Here is a 20427-nt window from a genome sequence, read left to right as displayed (position 1 = left end):
TATCCTATTTATAATTTTTTAGAATCAAGATTATTTTATTGAACTATTTATAATTTTGCAGTCATGAGAAAAGAAGGTATTTACACACTTTTTGAAACACTATCCAAGATGTAAACCAAATCATTATCCGGCTCCCCATGTGAGCATTAAAATAAAAGAAGTAATGGTAATCCTACCGAGAATGAAGAGAGAAGGTACCTCTTTTTCGAAACTGATTCAGAGCTTACTCGTGGCTCATGCAGCCCGGATAGAATAAACTCCGCTTAAGCTCTGAACAAGCAACGAACGAGAGGTAGTTTCTCGATTACTTCACGGTTAGATTACGCCTAGTTCTCTACATAAACTGGAAGGCTAAACAAAATAAATTCGTGCATTGTAGTTTCCTGAAATTGGTTTACTCGATTTCAGGAAACTACAGGGAACTTCAAAGGAACTTTCTACTGTACAGAGGTCCGATCGGAATGATGCTACCTAGGAATACTTATTTCCCCTTCATTTTTCATTACAACTTAATTATTTACTCATTATTATCAAATTTTAGTATATTTGTATCCAACCTAATATATAAATCAAGATGCGGGAGCATACTGAACAGCCGGAATCAATCTATATCCTTCAACTCCAACACGGAGATAAAAAGAGCTTTGAAACTCTTTTTGATCAATATTACATTCCGTTAGTAGACTATGCCTACCGCTTACTACATGACCGGGATGCGGCCAAAGATATTATTCAAGACATATTCTTTCAACTATGGGATAAGCACTCTGACCTAAATATAAAAACCTCCCTGCATTCCTACCTGTATAAAATGGTTTACACCAAATGTATCAGTTCTATACGCCACCAAGCGGTGATTCAAAAATATATCGAACATTCCATGCTAGACATTTATTTCCAAGAACTGATTCAAACACCGGAATCCGAACTAGAATTAATAAATAAAGATATAAACCATTTTATCAACGAAGCAATAGACCAGCTCCCACCCCGTTGTAAAGAAATTTTTATTCTTAGCAGGATCGAACACAAATCGCATCAAGAAATTGCCCGACAATTAAATCTATCCACGAAAACAATTGAGAACCAATTAACAATTGCTCTTGCCCGCCTACGTAAAGAGCTTGAATGGTTACTCGTAGTCATTCTTTTCTTTAAACATTTTTAACTATTATTTTTTGGGGGATACTGAAATTCAATGCGTCATATCGTTAAATGACTCATTAATGAATCGGCATTATGGGTGATTCATAGATTTCTTTAAAATTTCAGTTATGCACGACAAAGACAATAATATAAAAAATGGTGATTTCGATCAAAAATCTAACCCTGACAAATCATCAAGGCCTTCCCCAACGAACGACTTTGGGACGCAAAACTCCATCGAGGATATGCTATTTAATATACTGAATGACACGGCATCCCCCGAAGAATTTTCGACATTTAAAGAATGGATCAAGGATGATTCACACGAGAAATATTTCCAACAGTTCAAACAGCTTTGGAACGCAACCACCCACGCATCTATTTCCGCACAGGAAAAAGCAAAGGCATTCCGGCAATATCAAAAATACATTTTATCGACGCCACGCGGGAAACGCCACAACTATCTTCGCCAAATTCCCAAATATGCAGCGATCATCATTTTTTCTCTATCTATCGGGTATTATCTTGCCACTCAACAGGAATCGCCCGTACAGCCATTACCTTCCGCACAAATACAACATTCCCAATCTCCTACACTTATACGTGCAGATGGTTCGATAATTAATTTGATTACCACAGATACGACTCTTCAAGAAAAAGATGGAACACAATTACACCGATCCGGAGATCGCCAGATAAGATACCAGAAAAATAATAGCGTTGCCACTCAAGAAATTTACAACACGTTAAATATTCCTCGCGGGGAGCGATTCAATATCACGTTAGCGGATGGAACCAAAGTATGGTTAAACTCCGAAAGTTCCTTGATATTCCCCGTGAACTTCGTGGGCAAAGAGCGAGTCGTGCAACTCACGGGACAAGCCTATTTCGAGGTGCAAAAAGACTCACTTCATCCGTTTATCGTCAAGAGTCGTAACTTGGAAACACGAGTTCTCGGAACCTCTTTCGATATATGCTCTTACCCAGATATGGCAGAAACCAGTATAATCCTTGTCGAGGGATGTATTCAAGCAACCGCTTATCATAGAAAAGCCATTCTCCATGCGGACCAGCAACTCACGCTAGATACCCCACAACAAAAAATGTCGATCACGGACATTGATGCCAAGTTAATGACCCAATGGAAAGACGGCATTCTCCGCTTGGACAATCAAAATTTTAACGAAATGCTGGACAAACTATCTCGGTGGTATGGCATCACATTTGTCAACAACGCCTCGATCGATTCCTCCGATCGTTTCAATGGTAAATTCCATCGGGAAGACATTCAAGAGGCCATGCACATCATCTCATTAAGCGCCAATATCACTTATACCATAAAACAAGATACCATTTTTATTCATCCGAAATAAAATCCACAAATACAAACTAACAAAATGACAAGCCTATGAAAAAAAATCAAGCACAAGGACATCGTTCCTCAAGGATTTTCAGGATATTCTTTATTTCCTGGATGACATGTATGCTCTACATTATCCCCTACCCGTCCATGGGGCAAGACAAAGGCATCACGTTGAACATGAAAAATGCCGAGGCGACACTCATATTCCTCAAAATAGAGCAACAGAGTTCTTACAAGTTCTTCTACAAAACAGAGCAGATCAAACAATTGAAGAACATCTCCATACAAGTCAGAAACGCCCCGATCAAAAACGTTCTGGACGAAATTTTCAACGGAACAAATTTCACGTATGAAATCACCGGGGAACAGATCGTTGTTTTAGAAAAGAAAACAGAAAAGAAAGAATTGATTACCGTCACGGGAAACGTGAAAGACACGAAAGGAGAAACAATCATCGGCGTTGCTATCGTGATCAAAGGAACCACGTCCGGCGTGGTGACAGACATCAACGGGAACTTCTCCATCAAAGCGGCCCCGGACAACATCTTACAATTCAGATTCTTAGGAATGAAGGATAAAGATCTACCGATACCCGCAAATCACCAACTTAATGTTATCATGGAAGACGACTCGCGGGTCATTGAAGAAGTTGTCGTGACCGGATACGGGGATTTCAAAAAATCATCCTACACGGGATCGGCTTCCGTGGTAAACATGGATAAAATGAAAAGTCTCCCGGTAGTGTCCGTTACCCAAATGCTGGAAGCCAATCTCCCGGGAGTATCTCTCTATTCAAACTCCGGACAACCCGGTTCGAACGTGAGCATGAGAATCCGCGGTATCGGCTCGTTCAACGCATCCAATGAACCCTTGTACGTGCTGGACGGTGTTCCGATCACATCGGGCAACATGAGTAGTAATGACATGAACACGGGCGGACTTGGCTTTATCTCCACGTTAAACCCGGCCGACATCGAAAACATCACGGTTCTGAAAGATGCCGCTTCCGCCTCGCTTTACGGGGCAAGGGGAGCCAACGGGGTCGTTCTGATTACCACGAGGAAAGGATCACAGGGGAAGACAACATACAGCCTGAAAGCCAGCTACGGTATTTCCGATCTCGCTTACACTTTCCGGGAAACCATGGGAGGAGACGAACGCCGGGAATTAATCCGGGAAGGTTATCTCAATGCTCAGCTGGATGAAGGGGCTACCCCGGAAGCCGCGGCAGAATACGCAGACCAACAAGCTGACATTTACGCGTCAAAACCGGCAAACGGTTATTCCGACTGGTTTGACGAGCTATTCCGCAAGGGCCACCAGCAGAGCTATGATTTCTCCGCGATGGGCGGTAATTCGAATACTCAATTCGCCGGAAGTATCAGTTATACCAAACAGGAAGGCGTGTCCATTAATTCGGGATTCGAACGTCTGGGAGGACATTTCAATTTTTCCAACACGTATAAACGTTTCGATCTGGCCATGAACGCCCTGTTATCTGTCACCAAATCCAAAGCGACACCCGAGGGACAGTGGTATTCCAGTGCCATGTACACGTCCAAGTACAGCTTAACACCTTCTGTCCCGATCTACAACGAGGACGGGACGTATAACACGAATATCCCGTTAAACGGCAATCTAAACCCTCTTTACGAGAACACGATCAACGATTACTACACGCAGGTTGCCCGAACATTCGCATCACTCGAAGCCGGGTACACAATTATCAAGGGCCTCAAATTGTCCACATCATTCAACGTGGATTACACCTACACGAAAGATTTCCGTTACTTCTCCCCGCTCAGTTCCGACGGACTTGCCATGAATGGACAAGGAGATATGTGGATGGTTGAAAATATCCGGTACAACTCGAATACCCGGTTAGCATACTCCAACTCGTTCGGTTTACACAACGTCGATGCGACCATCGCCTACGAGGTACAACACTGGGATCACGATGACCTTTTCGGAGAGGCTAAAAATTACGCAAACACGAAAAACAATACCCTATCGAACGCCTCGACACCGGTATCCGTGGGCCAAACCAAGAAGGGAGATGCCATGCTGTCCTACGTTGCAAGCGTAAACTATGACTACAATCAAAGATACTATTTGAGTTTCAGCTTCCGTAGGGATGGTTCCTCTCGTTTACAAAAAGATAATCGTTGGGACAATTTCTGGGCTCTCTCCGGCTCGTGGCGTATCTCGCAGGAAAACTTCATGATGAGCCTCTCCTCGTGGTTAACGGATGCCAAGATCAGATTATCTTACGGTGTTAACGGAAATATTCCCGTTTCCCTGTACGGATTCTACGGTTCTTACTCCACGAGCTGGTCATATAACGAGAAACCGGCCATGGTAGAATCGGTCATCGCCAATGATAACCTGAGTTGGGAGAAGAACTATTCCCTGAATTTCGGCATCGATTTGAGTTTATTCGATCGAGTGAATATTTCATTCGACTACTACAAGAGAACGACAAAAGATTTATTACTAGATCGCCAAGTAAACTCAATCACGGGCTTCGGTACGATCCTCGATAATGTCGGAGAAATGGAAAACAAAGGTTTCGAGCTGGATATAAAATCCGTCAATATTCAAAAGGCAAACTTCTCGTGGTCCTCAGCCTTGAACATGGCATCCAATAAAAATAAAATCATCAAACTGGCAGACTTATCCGAATTTTACGCTGCCAACTATTACATCCGCAAAGAAGGTTATTCCTATGGCACAATTTGCTTGAGAGAATATGCCGGGGTCGATCCGGACAACGGGAAACCGATGTATTATTCCAATCAAGAGGGGAAGGACGGAGTACGTTCACGAGAAAAAGTGTATGACCCGAACGACGCAGCATCCATCCCGCTGGTAGATATCTACCCGAAACTAACAGGAGGTTTCACAAATACATTCCGGTATTATTTCGCAGACCTGTCTTTCAACTTCTCATTCTCGCTCGGCGGACATTCATACGACGCTGCCATGTGGGCATTACAGGATGACGGACACGCGGCAAACACAAATAAAAGCGTCGAGTTACGGAGACGCTGGCAGAAACCGGGAGACAAGACCGACATACCCCGATACGTGGCAGGACAAGAGTACGGTGGCTGGTGGCATTCTTCCAGAGGGATACACAGCACGGATCACCTGAGATTGAAAAATTTCACCCTAGGAATCTCCGCACCCAAACGTTGGACCGATGTTCTTGGTCTTTCGATGGCACGTGTTTATTTCTCCGGGACCAACTTGTTGACGTGGGCTTCTTATGACCAATACGATCCTGAATTAACCGGAACAGTAGAGTTCAATGTTCCCCCGTTAAAGACGTATGCTTTCGGTATAGAGATCGGATTATAAAACTAAACTTTAAACGTGAAAATTATGAAACGACTATTCATTATATCTTGGATCACCCTCCTTTTTATATCCTGCGGGGATGATTTCTTAACAAAATTTCCAGACGATGCCGTCGTCACTGAAAATGCAATCACGACAATTGCTGAAACTCAAACGGCTGTTAACGGTCTCTACGCACTCATGGCTTCTCAATACTATTATGCAGCCTCGCTCTATTTTTACGGAGAAGTAAAGGGAGACGATATGCAATGCCTGTACATTTCAGGAAGAACGCCCTACACCATGTATACTTTCGACCAATCAACCCAATCGACAGGGAACGGAGGGCTCTGGGGACGTCCGTGGTACACGATTCGTAATGCCAGCAATATCATCCAAGCTATCGATAATAACAAAATTACCGATGCCCAAAGCGACCCGGACCAATTGAACGATTACAAAGGGCAGGCTATAGCGATTCGCGCCCTAGCACATTTCGACCTATTACGCACCCACGGCTACCCGTATGCAAAAGATCAAGGAGCTTCTTGGGGAGTTCCTATTCTGGATCACGCAATTTCCTTAACGGAACAACCCATCCGTAATACTGTCGTCGAATGTTATGATTTTATTATCAAACAATTGAAGCAAGCGATTCCCTTGCTTTCTTCCGAGAAAAACAATGGACAGATCAATGCCTACGCGGCACAAGCCCTGTTAGCCCGGGTATATTTATATCGCGAACAAAACAAGGAGGCCTTCGAAACGGCGCAAGACTTGATCACGGAACTAGAAAAAAATCGACAATACTATTTGGCCCCCCGGAACAACTATGCCGCTCAATTCGCATTAAACAACAAATTCGGTAGCGAATCACTGTTCGAAATCGCTTTTTCCGCCTCGGATAACCCGGGCCGTGATGGACTCGCATACAGTATGCACTGGTGGGGATACGCGGACATCGTTGCAACGAAAGATTTCGTGGATCTCATGGCCGAAGACCCGGATGACATACGCTGCCAATTACTCGATCAAGTTTATAACGGGCAAGAGATAGAACAAAATATCCGTTACTGGCTAATGAAATATCCCGGCACCTCTTACGGCGTTCCTTCCGTTGAAAACAATTACATGGTATTCCGGCTCTCTGAAGTATATTTGATTGCAGCAGAAGCCGGACTGAAAGCGGGAGGCGAATACAGAAGTCCGGCATTAAGCTATCTAAACGACATCGTTTCACGTGCCAACCCGGATAAATCTGTCAGCGATGCTGAATTTACACTGGACAGAGTCCTGAAAGAACGCAGGAAAGAACTGGTTGGAGAAGGACATCGTTATTTCGATGCTCTACGTAACAATCAGACAATTATCCGTAAAGGTGGTTGGCATTTAGACGGGATCCCGGAAGAAATCAACTGGGATTACACAAAGTGTATATTGCCTATCCCCAAAGAACAATTCCAAATGAATCCGGATATGCAACAGAATCCGGGATATTCCAGAGAATAAACTTTCACTCGAAATTGTGGTTATCGGCATCAAAGATGACGGTATAAACAAAGCATCAATTACAGGTTCCCGGGAAGTACAAAATCACTTCCCGGGAATTCTTGACACATCCGTAACGACTTGATCTAACAAATCATCCCATGAAAAAGAATACTTTATATTTCCTATGTTTCATCACGGCAGCATTTCTCTTTTCTGCCTGTCAAGATAAAGATGATAACGAGACTCAAGATTTATCAGGAACCGATATGCTCACCTTCTCCGTCAACGGTTATTCGGGAGAAGGGATTATCGACACCGACAACAAAACGATCTATTTGCAGGTCCCGGTTTCAATCAAAAGCGGTACCAATCTCTGCCCCCGATTCACCCTTTCCGAAGGAGCAACGGCCACGGTTAACAATCAAGAACAAATCAGCGGAAACAGTAAACAGGACTTCAAATCTACCGTTACCTACACCATAACAGCCGGCAACAAAACCGACCAGTCCCAATGGAAGGTGACGATTACCAACAACGACCATTCTATCCCCTGGGGACTCGGCTATTTTATAGCGGAGGAGCATTCCAATAACGGTAATTCCTCGAACGGCTATTACCTCCAACAACACGACACGGGACCATATTCCAACGACAACTGCGGACCGACATGTGCGGTTATGGCCGCTTTATGGACCGATCCTTCTTTCCCCTACTCGGTTGAAGAAGCAAGAAACGAATTCCCGAAAAGTACCATCGACGGCTCCATTCCCTGGTACCCTCAAGACGTGCAAGCCTATTTGAACCACCACGGCATCACGACCTCCATGATAACCTTGGAGACAATAGAAGATAAATTCGTCACGCAAATCACGAACGAGCTAAAGAACGGGCATATTATCATTATTTGTCTTGATATGCAATACGTGACATTCGATAAGAATGGAAACTCAGAATACCATATCCATAAATTCTATAACGGAACTATCGGGCATTTTCTTGTCGTTAAAGGCTACAAAATCGTGGATGGCACGGTATGGATGGAGGTTAACGATCCTTGGGGAATGAACCTGAAATACGCAGACGGTTCCTACAAAGGCAACAACCGGTACTATCGGGCAGGAGAGCTATCCATCGCCACGTCTAAACACAACACAAATGCAATTATTATATTCTCAGAATAAAACATTTCCGATATGATAAAACCATTATTCCTTTTACTGGTAGCTTTGCTATCTTGTATTCTCCCTACTCTCGGAACATCGCAACATCCTTTATGGATACGCTACCCGGCCATTTCTCCAAACGGTCAGACCATCGCATTCTCGTACAAAGGTGACATTTACACGGTCAGCATCTCAGGAGGGCTGGCCAAACAATTAACCACCCACCCCGGATATGACTCGCATCCGATATGGTCCCCAGACGGCAAACAGATCGCTTTTCAATCTGACCGGGAAGGAAGTCAAGACATTTATATCATGCCCGCACTTGGGGGAACCCCTTCCCAACTTACTTTTCAATCTGGCTCGGAAATTCCCTGTTGTTTTAGCCCGGACGGGGAATCAGTCTATTTCACGGCATCCAACGGCTTTGACAAAGAATACGGACAATTTCCGTTCCCGAACATGCAACAACTATATCGTGTCCCGGCAAAAGGCGGCCGGATAGAACGTATTATCTCTCTTCCCGTGAACAACGTTTCAGTCAACCAAACCGACAATTTGTTTCTCTATCATGATTATAAAGGTTACGAAGATGCATGGAGAAAACATCACACCTCATCTATCGCCAGAGACATCTGGATCTACAACAAGAAAGAACGGAAGACACGCAAGCTATCTTCCTTTAAAGGAGAAAACCGAGAACCCGTATTTTCTCCTGACGAACAAGATGTTTATTATCTTTCAGAACAATCCGGTGATTTCAACATTTGGAAAATGTCGTTACAACATCCGGACACAACTATCCAGATCACCTTCCACGCGAAAAATCCTGTCCGATCGCTCTCTATCGCTGTAGACGGCACGCTTTGTTACTCCTTTGACGGAGAAATATACACCATCCGGGAAGGCGAAAAAGCTCGCAAAATAAATATCTCCATCCTGACGGATCAAGTAGAATCACGGGAGATATTAAAAAATTTCACGACAGGAGCGCAAGAAATTGCAGTTTCGCCCAAAGGGAAAGAGATTGCATTCATACAACGAGGAGACCTATTTGTTACCTCTGTTGATTATTCAACCACCCGTTGTATAACGAACACGCCCTCCCAAGAGAGGCAAATAGATTTCAGCCCGGACGGACGTTCCATTGTCTATGCCGCCGAGAGAGATGGCATTTGGAATATTTTCTGTTCCACGCTAACCAATCCCAAGGACAACGCATTCACGTATGCCACGAGCTGGGAAGAGAAACAACTCACCCATTCAAAAGAGGCTCCCTGTTTCCAACCCCAGTATTCTCCGGATGGGAAATACATCGCTTACATCGAGAACCGTACCACACTGAAAGTACTGAACTTGCAAACAAACAAATCCATTACCATACTCGACGGGAAGTACAACTATTCTTACGTTGACGGAGACCAATATTATTGCTGGTCCCCCGATAGCAAACACATTCTTGCCAGTTTTTTTGAAAACGGGGGGTGGAACAATTCCGACTTGGCCTTACTTCCCATCTCTGAAACCCGACCTCCGATCAATCTAACCCGGAGTGCATACAACGACAATACCCCCAAATGGGCGATGAAAGGAAACGCAATTATCTATCGTTCGGATTATAACGGGTACCGGAATCACGGAAGTTGGGGAACAAATAGCGATCTTTACATCCTTTTCCTAAACTCCACGGAATGGAATAACTGGAAGAAAACGAAGGAAGAACGGGAATTTTACGGACAAGATACCCTAAAAGACAAAAACGCACCCTTCGAGCTGGAGCATCTATCCGACCGCCTTCTTCGCCTGACGTGGAGTGCATCATCAGTAGGAGATTTCTATCTTACTCCTGATGGTAAAAAACTGTACTACTCGGCCCGGTCGGAGGAAGGATATGACCTTTGGGTTCAAGACCTACAAGAACAGAGTACTCGCCTCTGCCTCAAAAACGGAGGTGGGCAACTTATTCCTCACGAGGCAAGTCATAAACTATTCATTCTGTCACGAGGGCGCATCCAAGTTCTGGATCTCAATTCCGGGCAAAACAGACCCGTTACTTATAATGCAGACTTCAACTGGCGCCCCGGAGAAGAACGGCATTACATATTCGAACACATCTGGAAACAGATGGCAGATAAACTCTACGACCCGAATATGAACAACACGGATTGGCAATATTATCATGACACCTACCAACGTTTCTTGCCTCATATCAATAATAATTACGATTTCAGTGAAATGTTGAGCGAAATGTTGGGAGAACTAAACGTATCGCACACCGGAACCCGATATACCCGACAAGAAAACAATATCACAGGAAAACTGGGGGCTTTCTTTGACGAGAAGTTTCAAGAAGATGGCGTGAAAATAACCGAAATATTACACCAAGGTCCTTTGGATCTCCCGCAAAAAGGGGTAAAACCGGGCGTTATCATCCTAAGGATAAATAATAAACCCATACGAAAAGGACAAGATTGGCAACATCTGTTAAACCGAACTGTCGGGGAACGTACCCTACTAACTCTTTACGATCCTTCCACCCGCAATGAATGGAACGTGTTCGTCAAACCGATCGCCTCCGACCATGCCTTACGTTACAACCGTTGGATTGCACAACGCCGTTCCATCGTCGACAGCCTCTCGAACGGACGCATCGGTTATGTGCATGTCGAAGCCATGAACACCCCCAGTTTCCGCAGAGTCTTTTCCGAAGCGCTCGGGATGAACCGGAATAAAGAGGCAATCATCGTAGACACCCGTTTTAACACGGGCGGTTGGCTACATGAAGACCTGCTCACGCTATTCAGCGGCAAAAAATACATGGACATCTCTCCCCGCGGACAACACGTTTGTGTAGAACCGTTCAACAAATGGAGCAAACCTTCTATCTTATTAGTCAACGAGGGGAATTATAGCGATGGTCATGGATTTCCATACGGGTACAGGACTCTAGGCCTAGGAAAAATCATCGGAATGCCCATCCCCGGCACGATGACACTCGTGTGGTGGGAAACACAGCAAGACCCGACGTTGGTGTTCGGCATCCCACAAATGGGTATCAAGGCAAACAACGGCCAATACCTAGAACACCAGCAACTGGAACCTGACACCCGTGTTGAAAATGACCCGAACAAACTCCTGCAAGGAATAGACCAACAATTGGAACAAGCCGTCCGGGAGCTACTGAAAGAGATCAATCAATAGGACATTTGAAAAATACAAAAAGGAATAATCGGGGCGAATATTGATAAAGTTCAAAAGAGGTTTATGACAATAAAACAAAATACGAGAACCTAGTCAATATTTCCCCCGATACAATTGGAAATTTATACTTCTATATACCTACTCACTCCAATTTCATTCATAAAACTCCGGTCATGCGAGACAGCAATCACTGTTCCCCGATAATCCTTAATGGTCGAAGTTATAATTTCAATATTCAATATATCCAGATTATTCGTAGGTTCATCCAACACAAATACGTCAGGCGTGTTATTACCGATCATCAGACAGCACAACACGAGACGCATCCGCTCTCCTCCACTTAATTTACAACAAGGTTTATCCCAGACCTCCCGGGGAAACAAGAAACGATTCAATCGCATCTTCAACTCATGCTCCGGGATATTCTGCTCGTTAAAACATTCTGCCTGCTCATAGACCGTCAAATTGTCCCGCAACAAAGAACACTCCTGGTCCACGTACACATATTTAAAATCCACCCGGTTCAACACGCCTTCCGTCGGCTCCAATTGTCCGAGTAGTAATTTTAATAACGTCGTCTTTCCCGAACCGTTTTTTCCATCCAGACCGACACGTTCTCCGCTCTTGATCTCGAAACAAAGCGCCTGTTCCCACAATAATTCCATGCCATAGCTGAAATTAACGCCACGAGCCGTGACCAAGGTTTTTCCCTCGTGTAATCGCGACGGGTTGAAATCTACTTTCATTTGTTCCACACCCGGCAAGGCCGCCCGGCTTTCCGAAAGAGTCATGGAAATCGCATCTATTTTTCCCTCATGCACATCTCTCAAATGGGAAGTACTCTTTTCCGCCTTATTCTTTAACGTATTCATCATAATCCGGGGAATTCCTTTCTTCAAACTTTGCTTTTCTCCCCGAACTTCCCGTTTCTGCTGTCGTTCTGCCGCATCCTTGGCAATCTTTTTAGCCAGCCGTAGCTCTTTCTGTTTCTCCTCGACCTGCTCACGCAGTGCATTCAAATGTATCTCTTTCTGCTCTTTATAAAAATCATAATTTCCACCATAAAGCACTATCCCTTTACGTTCCAACTCCAACATCGTCGACAGTAAATTCAACAATATCCGGTCATGACTCACCACGAGTACGGTTGCACTTCCCCGACAAATCAAATCATACAATTTCTCTCGACTCCCTCTATCCAAATGATTCGTCGGTTCGTCCAACAAAATCACCCCCGGTGAATGTACTTGAATCCCTGCCAGAAAAACCTTCGTTTTCTCTCCCCCACTCAGCGAAGACATCTTTTGATCAAGTTTCACGTTCAGTAATCCCCAATACTCCAACGCCGAACGACTCCGCTCCTCTATATCCCAGTCATCTCCTAGAATCGTGAAAGACTCTACATCAACACTCCCGCCAAGTATCGCGTGCAATGCTTCTATTTTCCGCTCCACCTGCAATGCCTCAGCCACGGTCCACGAATCGAATTGTCCCATGTGCTGCGGGATATAATAAGGCTTCTCCGAGACAATGATCTCTCCCGATACGGGTTGCAAATCACCCGCAATCATCCGCAACAGCGTTGACTTCCCCGAACCATTATTCCCGATCAATGCAACCTTACTCCCGTCCGGAACCCGAAAACTAATATTCTGAAACAAAAGTTCCTTATCTGCATGGCTATACATAACCTGTTTCACTATAATCTCACTCATAAAACTTCAAATAAAAAAAATGAATACCGGATTGACTTATTTCGGGCGGAAACATGTACACGAATCTCTCACAAGTTCTTTTAAAAACTTGTTTTCACGTAACCTGTTCGGAATAACAAATGAATACTTTGGATGGTACACATGATTCCTAAATTAAAAGTCGGCACACTACAACTTCAAGACAATTGTATGCTGCACATAAAACAATTAATAAAACCCGCTGCTCCTATCACGTAGACTTTGGAGACTTTACCGGTTTTACAACCGACTTGTTTATTTAGACATCTTCATTCGTGTAAGTATTAAATTTATAAGGACAAAGATAGGTATTTTATTCAAATAAAAAAACAGTCACTCTCGTGGCTGTCTATTGACAGAGAATAGAAAGTAGAGTGTGTGTTTATAGAAATAAGGTACATTTTCAAACATGATGATCACCACGAACCAGAATATTTTGTAACTTTGTATATCAATCAACACGAGAAGCATGGAAATACGGTTTGAAACAAAGGCTGAAAGCCAAGCTAGACGAGACAAAGAAGCTAGGGAGAGAACCCCTAACGAGAGGTTCCTGTTCTTCTTGCGTTTAATGGTGGAGATTAACAAGTTTCAAACCAAGCGAGAAAAGCATAGTAATAACTTTATCCTAGAACGCAAGGTATGAGTCTCGATTTCGATGAAGATGTATGGATGTTCATATCCCTAGCCCAAAAGCACAACGTGGAGATGTTAATGGTCGGTGGGGGTGCTGTAAACTTTTACGGTTATCAACGCCATTCGGCTGATGTGGATTTTTGGATAGACACGACACCTTCAAACCTCGTGGCCTTACGAGAGGCCTTGAATGAACTTGGTTACGAATTTGATGATTTCCCAGAGGACGTGAAACGAGGCCAACAGAACATATCTATCAAGATCAGTCCAGTCATCGACATTGAATTGATCACATCCTTTAATCCTGGCAGAAGTTTCTCCGAATGTTACGAGCAAAGACTCACGGCAACAAACACGATAAACGGTCAAACCTTCTCTTACGAGGTAATCGCATTTAATGATTTAATTAATAGCAAGATCAAGGCTGGACGTCCAAAAGACTTGTACGACATAATAGAACTAAGGAAAATACAGGAAAACAAGAATTAAAGACATAAAAAAACAGTCACTCTCGTGGCTGTCTATCTGTCGGGGTGACAGGATTCGAACCTGCGACCCTCTGCTCCCAAAGCAGATGCGCTACCGGACTGCGCTACGCCCCGAAAATGAGCTTCAAAATTGGTGGCGGAGAGAGGGGGATTCGAACCCCCGGTACAGTATCCCGTACGACAGTTTAGCAAACTGTTGGTTTCAGCCACTCACCCATCTCTCCAATTGCGCTGACAAAAGTAGTGCTTTTTATTGTTCTTGCAAGCTTTTGGCGTGATTTTTTTCTTTTTTTTCACGTTCAGCCACGAATTTCCCCACTTGATCGACTATTTCTGCGCGGGTGCAGGATATTTCCCCATCTTCTTCCACAATTGATGATGGAATTTCTGCTCGGCCTCAATCATCATCCACACTTTCTTGGCGGACAGAGCCTTAGTCAACTTCTCGATATATTCTTTCTTAATATCTCGTACAGCCTGTTCGGCAGATAACATGATCTCCAAATTCTTCAAAGCTTGTTGTTCCGTCACTTCCGGGACCTCTTTTTTATCTTTCCGACAGGTCAAATCTCGTATTTTATCATTCTCGACACGAATTTTCTGCTGCATCTCGTTATATAAAGGCCAGAACTTAGTGGCCTCTTCCGGGGTCAAATCCATCTCTTGAGTAAAAAAGGCTACTTTTTGAGCCTCGAACTCTTTCCGTTTGTCTTCACTCAATTTCCCGCTTTGGGCAAATAAAGAAAAACCAAACCCGACCATCAATATAATCAAACTTATCTTTTTCATATATCTTGCTTGTACATTCAATTCTACCTACGCTCCGCGTATAAAAACTCAATCGGATCAGTCTCTTGTGACAGATACTCGATGATCTCTTCACGAGATGGGTTAAAATCCGCATCGAAAATATTCTCATCCTCTGCTTGTGCCGTCATGTTCGCCTGCTCTCCATTTTTTGACAACATCCGATTTTCATCCACCAGATTAGGGACCAGCAACTGTATGACGATCATTGCGAAAGCGAATAATCCCGCTAAACCGAGATAAGGTTTTAACGTCTGAAACGAACTCGTTTCCCGTGTCTTCCCTTCCTCATCCTTTATCCGGTCCATCACCCGGTCGCCCAACGTGTCAAAATAACGATCAGGCACCGAGAACGGGTTCTTTGATTTATATTTCTCATCCAAATTATCCATAACCTTCCATTTTCTATTATCCAATAACTATTCGAACGAGGGTAAAGTATCCGAAATCTTCAAACTTTCCTCTATTTTCTTTACCGCATTGTGATAAGTTGCCTTCAGCGTTCCCACGGCGACATCCAGTACCTCGGCAATATCCTCATATTTCATGTCATCAAAATACTTCATATTAAATACCAGACGTTGACGCTCCGGCAATTTCAACACGGCTTTCTGCAATTCCCGCTGGATCGAATCCCCACAGAAAAAACGATCACTTTCCAACTGATTTTCCAGCATGGGAGTAATCTCCTGCGAGTTTCCATAAGTCTTCCGACGTTTTTCGCTCAAAAAATTAATCGCCTCATTCGTCGCCACCCGGTACATCCATGTAAACAATTTCGCCTCGTAACGAAACTCCCTCAACCCCTTCCAAATCTTGATAAAGGTATTCTGCAACACATCGTCGCTATCTTCATGCCCTATCACGATTTTACGGATATGCCAGTAAAGCCTCTCGCTATACTTTCCTACAAGTAACCGAAAAGCTTTTTCCTCTCCATTTCCGGAATGAAACATTCTTACAATATCTTCATCACTTATCTCGTTCATGCTTTCTAATCATATCGTTAAAGCCTACACCCCTATGACAACATTTTATGTCAAAGGTTTATTTACCATCATTTAAAATTTAAATCCGAGAACTTCTTTTTACCCCGCAAGAAATAATCCAACACGATACTCCGGGGATATATTCCCGAAAGACTCATGGAACTTTCAGGAACCGGATAGGCTTTTCTCATCTCCCGGAAAGCCTTGTATGCCCGGATTACCGAACGGGTGTTGGACCATTGACCTTTCAGCAGGAAAAGCCCTCCCGCCATCGTGTCCAGCAAAACTCGTGCAAAAAAGATTTTCTTACGCTGTTTAGCACACAGATTCTTATGCAACATCAATAAATTATTCCGGTAATTCAAAAACAATTTTTTCGGATGATTCATCGGCAACGAGCCTCCCCCCAAATGGTAGACGACAGAAGAAGGAACCACCTTTAAAGTATACCCTCCATTTTTCAATCGCCAGCAAAGATCAATCTCTTCCATGTGCGCGAAAAAAGCCTCGTCCAACCCTCCGGTCGCACGGTACACGTCCCGCCGAATACATAGAGAGGCCCCCGTTGCCCAAAAAACATCGACCTCATCATCATACTGCCCATCATCCTGCTCCGTGGTATCCATCACACGCCCGCGGCAAAACGGGAATCCTAAATAATCAATATATCCCCCGGCTGCTCCGGCGTACTCGAACTTCTTTTTATCCCGGTACGCTAATATCTTCGGCTGCACGGCCGCCACCCTCTCGTCCCGGTCCAACACGGCGACCAACGGTTCCAACCAACCGGGAGCGACCTCCACGTCACTATTTAAAAGAACCACGTATTCCGCCTCGATCATCTCGATTGCCCGGTTATATCCCCCGGCGAATCCGAAATTATCCTCGAACAGCACCCGTTCCACGTCCGGAAACTCTTGTTCCAGACATATCCAGGAACCATCCGTCGAATGGTTATCCACCACGACGACACGCCCCAAATCTGTATTCGTGTTCTTCACGACCGAAGGTAAAAACTCCCGTAATAACTTCTCCCCGTTCCAATTCAATATAATAACAGCTACCCGTTTCGCCATTCTAATTTTAGATTTATGATTTTAGATTTCCATCGCACAAGGACAACGCTTTTTGATTCCCTACTTTAAATTTCCTTTAGTTTTTAACTTTTAGCTTTTAGTTTTCAACTCTCTTATGTTTCCATCTTTTATGCGACCACAACCAAAACTCCGGCTCTTCTTGTATAAAAGATTCCAACAATCGAGTATGCATTTCCGTCAACTTCCCTTGGGGTAACTCGGACGGGTTGGCACACACATCCACGAACTCGACCTCGTAATACCCACGTTTCACCTTACGCATACGCACCGAAACCACCGGAATATTATACTTCCGGGCTATCCGTTCCGTACCGAGTAGAACCGGGGTATCTTGATTTAAAAAGCGCGTCCAGAAATTCAAATTACGCCCGTTAGGAGTCTGATCACCGATAAAACCAGCCAGAAACAAACGACTCTCCGAACGGTAACGAGCGATAACCCTTAACGTGTCATCCTTTGCCACGAGTACCGCCCCGAACCTTGAACGGATTTGTTTCATCATGCGATCCGTCACTTTATCACGAATCGGTTTATACAAGGCCAGAAAATCCGCACCTGTTTCCCACAAACTGTATGAAGACATCCACTCCCAGTTACCATAATGCCCTAACACCCCGATCACGCTCTTTCCCTCGTCAAAATACGACTGCGGTAACTCCGTGTTTTTAAACACACAACGTTTCCGGATCGAACCCTCGGACATATGCCACAGTTTATATAATTCGATAGACAAATCAGCCAAATGCTTGTAATATTTCCGTTCAATCGCCTTGATCTCCCGCAAGCTTTTCTCCGGGAAAGAATTACATAAATTCGTCCTCACAACCTTACGCCGATAATGAATCACGTAGTAAAGCAACAAATAGTTCAAATCCGCCACCAGATAGAGGACCCGGAACGGAAGAAAACTAATCAACCATACAAAACCATACAGAATATACGAAAACATAAGCATCAATTATAAATGTCAAAGATACGTGCTTTACAATTGAAATCCAAAAAGAACTTCCTCTCGCTTTTTTTACTCATTATAAATTGGCATTATCAGAATTAATCATTAATTTCGTGAGTTGAATGCGTAAAAATACGAACAGTTATGGAGCAAGAAAACTTACAACAAGCCGAAGAGTTGAATAACAACGAGCCAATTTCTCCGGATACTTTAAATGATGAAACACAAGAAGAGGTTTCAGTTCAGGGTCAACCTACACCGATAGAGAAAGCCCCCGAAAAGGAAGTTCCGGCATGGGATTTCTCCAGTTTTAACACGGACGAGATTATTTCTCACATGAAGTCTTTAATCGACGATTTCCCCGTGCAACGCCTGAAGGTGCTGGATTCCCTACCCCAAGTTTTCGAGGCCCAGTACCAAAAAGAATACGATAAAGCATTAGCCGATTTTACCAAAGACGGGAGTCCGGCCGAGACATTCGACTATCAGGACAATTCCAAGGAACGCTTTTATAGCGTGTATAGAACCTACCGGGAGAAAAAATCGGAATATTACAAAAAGCTGGAAGGCGAGAAAGAACAGAACTTGAAAGAAAAACTCCAGATTATCGAGGAGTTAAAAGATCTGATTCAACACGAGGAATCACTGAACAAAACATACCAAGATTTCAGAAATTTGCAAGACAGATGGAGAAACACGGGTATGGTTCCGCAAGCTCAAGCAAGTGATTTGCTGGAAACATATCACCATCACGTGGAGAACTTCTTCAATTATATCAAAATTAACAAGGAGTTGCGGGATCTTGATCTGAAAAAAAACCTAGATGCCAAGAATGCCTTGATTGAACAAGCCAACGCTTTACTCGAAGACAATAACATCGGGAATGCCTTTCGACAACTGCAATCACTCCATTCGCAATGGAAAGAGATCGGACCGGTTGCCAAAGAAGTTCAAGAAGAAACCTGGAACCGATTCAAAGAAGTGACGGACAAGATCAACAGCGCTTACCACCGTTTCTTCGATAACCTCCGGGAAGAACAGGACAACAACTTGAAAATCAAAGAAGAGATTTGCGTGAAACTGGAAAATTACGCATCTGTTTCCTTCGAAAAACTCTCCGAATGGAACGTGGCCACGGATACCGTTCTTGCCCTGCAAACCGAATGGAAACATGCCGGGACAATTCCGATCAAGGAGCGTAATCGCCTGTATAAACGTTACCGGGCTGCTTGCGATGCTTTCTTCGAGAGAAAACGTCAATACTTCCAGGAAATACAGACCTTGCAGAATAAAAACCTGACCAAGAAAATAGAACTTTGCGAGAAAGTCGAAGCGTTAAAGGATAGTACGGATTGGGCTACGACCACGAAGAAAATCATCGAGTACCAAAAAGAATGGAAAACAATCGGCCCCGTATCCAAAAAAGTATCCAACAAGATATGGAACCGTTTCCGGTCTGCCTGTGACCATTTCTTTGATCGAAAATCAGCTCAATTCAAACATGTCTCTTCCGATCAGGAAAAGAATCTTGAACTGAAACGAGAACTGATCGAAGAAGTACGCAATTTCAAATTGACCGGTAATAACGATGATGACATCGAAGCATTGAAAGCCTTCCAAACCCGCTGGGCTGAAATCGGATTTGTTCCGATCAAAGAAAAAGAAACCGTTCAAAACGAATTCCGTAAACTAATCAACGATCACTTTGATCAGCTTGACATCGACGAATTCGAGAAAAACATCGAACGATTCAAGTCCAAAATCAACACGTTCGACAACAGTGATGACAAGGACAGCAAGATCATTCAAGAAAGAGAAAAATTAGTCAACAAGATCAAGCAACTGGAAACAGACCTTCACGCTTGGGAAAACAATATTGGATTCTTCTCCAAATCAAGTAATTCCGAGAGTCTGGTCAAAGAATTTTCCAACAAGATCGAGAGCGCTCGCCACAAACTGGCATTGATGCAAGAAAAACTGAGACTCATCGATGGCATGATTTAAGTTGAGACCATCAAACAC

Annotated in this window: 15 protein-coding genes and 2 tRNA genes; 9 read left to right on the top strand and 8 right to left on the bottom strand. The window is 43.8% G+C overall.

Features of this window, described 5'->3' with window-relative positions:
* Positions 1–574 precede the first annotated feature (574 nt).
* From AB5542_RS09975 to AB5542_RS09950, 6 genes are all read left to right on the top strand, one after another.
* Entirely contained in the window at positions 575–1168 is a 594-nt protein-coding gene (locus AB5542_RS09975) for an RNA polymerase sigma-70 factor (protein WP_279039767.1), read from the top strand.
* A gap of 106 nt (positions 1169–1274) precedes the next feature.
* Entirely contained in the window at positions 1275–2519 is a 1245-nt protein-coding gene (locus AB5542_RS09970; protein WP_279039768.1) for a FecR family protein, read from the top strand.
* 35 nt (positions 2520–2554) lie between these two features.
* On the top strand, positions 2555–5869 hold the full coding sequence (locus AB5542_RS09965; RefSeq protein ID WP_087420775.1) for a TonB-dependent receptor: 3315 nt from the start codon (positions 2555–2557) through the stop codon (positions 5867–5869).
* Positions 5870–5893: 24 nt separating this feature from the next.
* Positions 5894–7357, top strand: coding sequence for a RagB/SusD family nutrient uptake outer membrane protein (locus AB5542_RS09960; RefSeq protein WP_229128396.1), 1464 nt, complete (start codon positions 5894–5896; stop codon positions 7355–7357).
* Between the two features lie 140 nt (positions 7358–7497).
* Positions 7498–8520, top strand: a complete 1023-nt coding sequence (locus AB5542_RS09955) for a hypothetical protein (protein ID WP_087420774.1) — start codon at positions 7498–7500, stop codon at positions 8518–8520.
* A 12-nt stretch (positions 8521–8532) separates the two neighbouring features.
* Positions 8533–11703: a S41 family peptidase gene (locus AB5542_RS09950; RefSeq protein ID WP_087420773.1), complete on the top strand. Its 3171-nt coding sequence runs from the start codon at positions 8533–8535 to the stop codon at positions 11701–11703.
* A 122-nt stretch (positions 11704–11825) separates the two neighbouring features.
* Here the strand turns inward: AB5542_RS09950 and AB5542_RS09945 are convergent, their stop codons facing one another.
* A complete protein-coding gene (locus AB5542_RS09945) occupies positions 11826–13418 on the bottom strand; it encodes an ABC-F family ATP-binding cassette domain-containing protein (protein WP_270543824.1) in 1593 nt (530 codons plus the stop codon).
* Positions 13419–13905: 487 nt separating this feature from the next.
* Between AB5542_RS09945 and AB5542_RS09940 the strand changes: the two genes are divergently transcribed.
* Complete coding sequence (locus tag AB5542_RS09940; RefSeq protein WP_158572066.1) at positions 13906–14082, top strand: hypothetical protein; 177 nt, start codon at positions 13906–13908, stop codon at positions 14080–14082.
* Entirely contained in the window at positions 14079–14561 is a 483-nt protein-coding gene (locus AB5542_RS09935; protein ID WP_118305528.1) for a nucleotidyl transferase AbiEii/AbiGii toxin family protein, read from the top strand. The genes AB5542_RS09940 and AB5542_RS09935 overlap by 4 nt, the downstream gene beginning before the upstream one ends.
* A gap of 39 nt (positions 14562–14600) precedes the next feature.
* Here the strand turns inward: AB5542_RS09935 and AB5542_RS09930 are convergent.
* From AB5542_RS09930 to AB5542_RS09900, 7 genes are all read right to left on the bottom strand, one after another.
* Positions 14601–14674 (bottom strand) — tRNA-Pro (locus AB5542_RS09930).
* Positions 14675–14694: 20 nt separating this feature from the next.
* Positions 14695–14784, bottom strand: a tRNA-Ser gene (locus AB5542_RS09925).
* A gap of 103 nt (positions 14785–14887) precedes the next feature.
* The gene (locus AB5542_RS09920; RefSeq protein WP_046451355.1) at positions 14888–15349 is read right to left on the bottom strand and encodes a hypothetical protein; all 462 of its coding nucleotides are present in this window, start codon (positions 15347–15349) and stop codon (positions 14888–14890) included.
* A gap of 23 nt (positions 15350–15372) precedes the next feature.
* Positions 15373–15759, bottom strand: coding sequence for a hypothetical protein (locus AB5542_RS09915; protein ID WP_279039773.1), 387 nt, complete (start codon positions 15757–15759; stop codon positions 15373–15375).
* 27 nt (positions 15760–15786) lie between these two features.
* Entirely contained in the window at positions 15787–16356 is a 570-nt protein-coding gene (locus AB5542_RS09910; protein WP_279039775.1) for an RNA polymerase sigma factor, read from the bottom strand.
* Positions 16357–16424: 68 nt separating this feature from the next.
* Positions 16425–17432 carry a glycosyltransferase family 2 protein gene (locus AB5542_RS09905; protein WP_279039776.1) on the bottom strand — a complete coding sequence of 336 codons (1008 nt, stop codon included), beginning with the start codon at positions 17430–17432 and terminating at the stop codon, positions 16425–16427.
* Between the two features lie 97 nt (positions 17433–17529).
* A complete protein-coding gene (locus AB5542_RS09900) occupies positions 17530–18402 on the bottom strand; it encodes a lysophospholipid acyltransferase family protein (RefSeq protein WP_279039777.1) in 873 nt (290 codons plus the stop codon).
* Positions 18403–18549: 147 nt separating this feature from the next.
* Here AB5542_RS09900 and AB5542_RS09895 point away from each other — a divergent pair, with 147 nt between their 5' ends.
* Complete coding sequence (locus AB5542_RS09895; protein WP_270543830.1) at positions 18550–20409, top strand: DUF349 domain-containing protein; 1860 nt, start codon at positions 18550–18552, stop codon at positions 20407–20409.
* Positions 20410–20427 lie beyond the last annotated feature (18 nt).

The sequence above is a fragment of the Butyricimonas sp. RTP31003st1_G1_RTP31003_210430 genome (genome assembly GCF_040920905.1).
GTDB lineage: Bacteria > Bacteroidota > Bacteroidia > Bacteroidales > Marinifilaceae > Butyricimonas > Butyricimonas paravirosa.
The sequence above is the reverse complement of the archived record's forward strand: the minus strand, read 5'-3'. Positions and strand labels throughout refer to the sequence as shown.

What these genes read in the sequence shown, in the direction of transcription:
- AB5542_RS09975 (WP_279039767.1), top strand. Translation starts at nt 575, where the DNA reads ATGCGGGAGCATACTGAACAGCCGGAATCAATCTATATCCTTCAACTC.
- AB5542_RS09970 (WP_279039768.1), top strand. Translation starts at nt 1,275, where the DNA reads ATGCACGACAAAGACAATAATATAAAAAATGGTGATTTCGATCAAAAA.
- AB5542_RS09965 (WP_087420775.1), top strand. Translation starts at nt 2,555, where the DNA reads ATGAAAAAAAATCAAGCACAAGGACATCGTTCCTCAAGGATTTTCAGG.
- AB5542_RS09960 (WP_229128396.1), top strand. Translation starts at nt 5,894, where the DNA reads ATGAAACGACTATTCATTATATCTTGGATCACCCTCCTTTTTATATCC.
- AB5542_RS09955 (WP_087420774.1), top strand. Translation starts at nt 7,498, where the DNA reads ATGAAAAAGAATACTTTATATTTCCTATGTTTCATCACGGCAGCATTT.
- AB5542_RS09950 (WP_087420773.1), top strand. Translation starts at nt 8,533, where the DNA reads ATGATAAAACCATTATTCCTTTTACTGGTAGCTTTGCTATCTTGTATT.
- AB5542_RS09945 (WP_270543824.1), bottom strand. Translation starts at nt 13,418, where the DNA reads ATGAGTGAGATTATAGTGAAACAGGTTATGTATAGCCATGCAGATAAG.
- AB5542_RS09940 (WP_158572066.1), top strand. Translation starts at nt 13,906, where the DNA reads ATGGAAATACGGTTTGAAACAAAGGCTGAAAGCCAAGCTAGACGAGAC.
- AB5542_RS09935 (WP_118305528.1), top strand. Translation starts at nt 14,079, where the DNA reads ATGAGTCTCGATTTCGATGAAGATGTATGGATGTTCATATCCCTAGCC.
- AB5542_RS09920 (WP_046451355.1), bottom strand. Translation starts at nt 15,349, where the DNA reads ATGAAAAAGATAAGTTTGATTATATTGATGGTCGGGTTTGGTTTTTCT.
- AB5542_RS09915 (WP_279039773.1), bottom strand. Translation starts at nt 15,759, where the DNA reads ATGGATAATTTGGATGAGAAATATAAATCAAAGAACCCGTTCTCGGTG.
- AB5542_RS09910 (WP_279039775.1), bottom strand. Translation starts at nt 16,356, where the DNA reads ATGAACGAGATAAGTGATGAAGATATTGTAAGAATGTTTCATTCCGGA.
- AB5542_RS09905 (WP_279039776.1), bottom strand. Translation starts at nt 17,432, where the DNA reads ATGGCGAAACGGGTAGCTGTTATTATATTGAATTGGAACGGGGAGAAG.
- AB5542_RS09900 (WP_279039777.1), bottom strand. Translation starts at nt 18,402, where the DNA reads ATGTTTTCGTATATTCTGTATGGTTTTGTATGGTTGATTAGTTTTCTT.
- AB5542_RS09895 (WP_270543830.1), top strand. Translation starts at nt 18,550, where the DNA reads ATGGAGCAAGAAAACTTACAACAAGCCGAAGAGTTGAATAACAACGAG.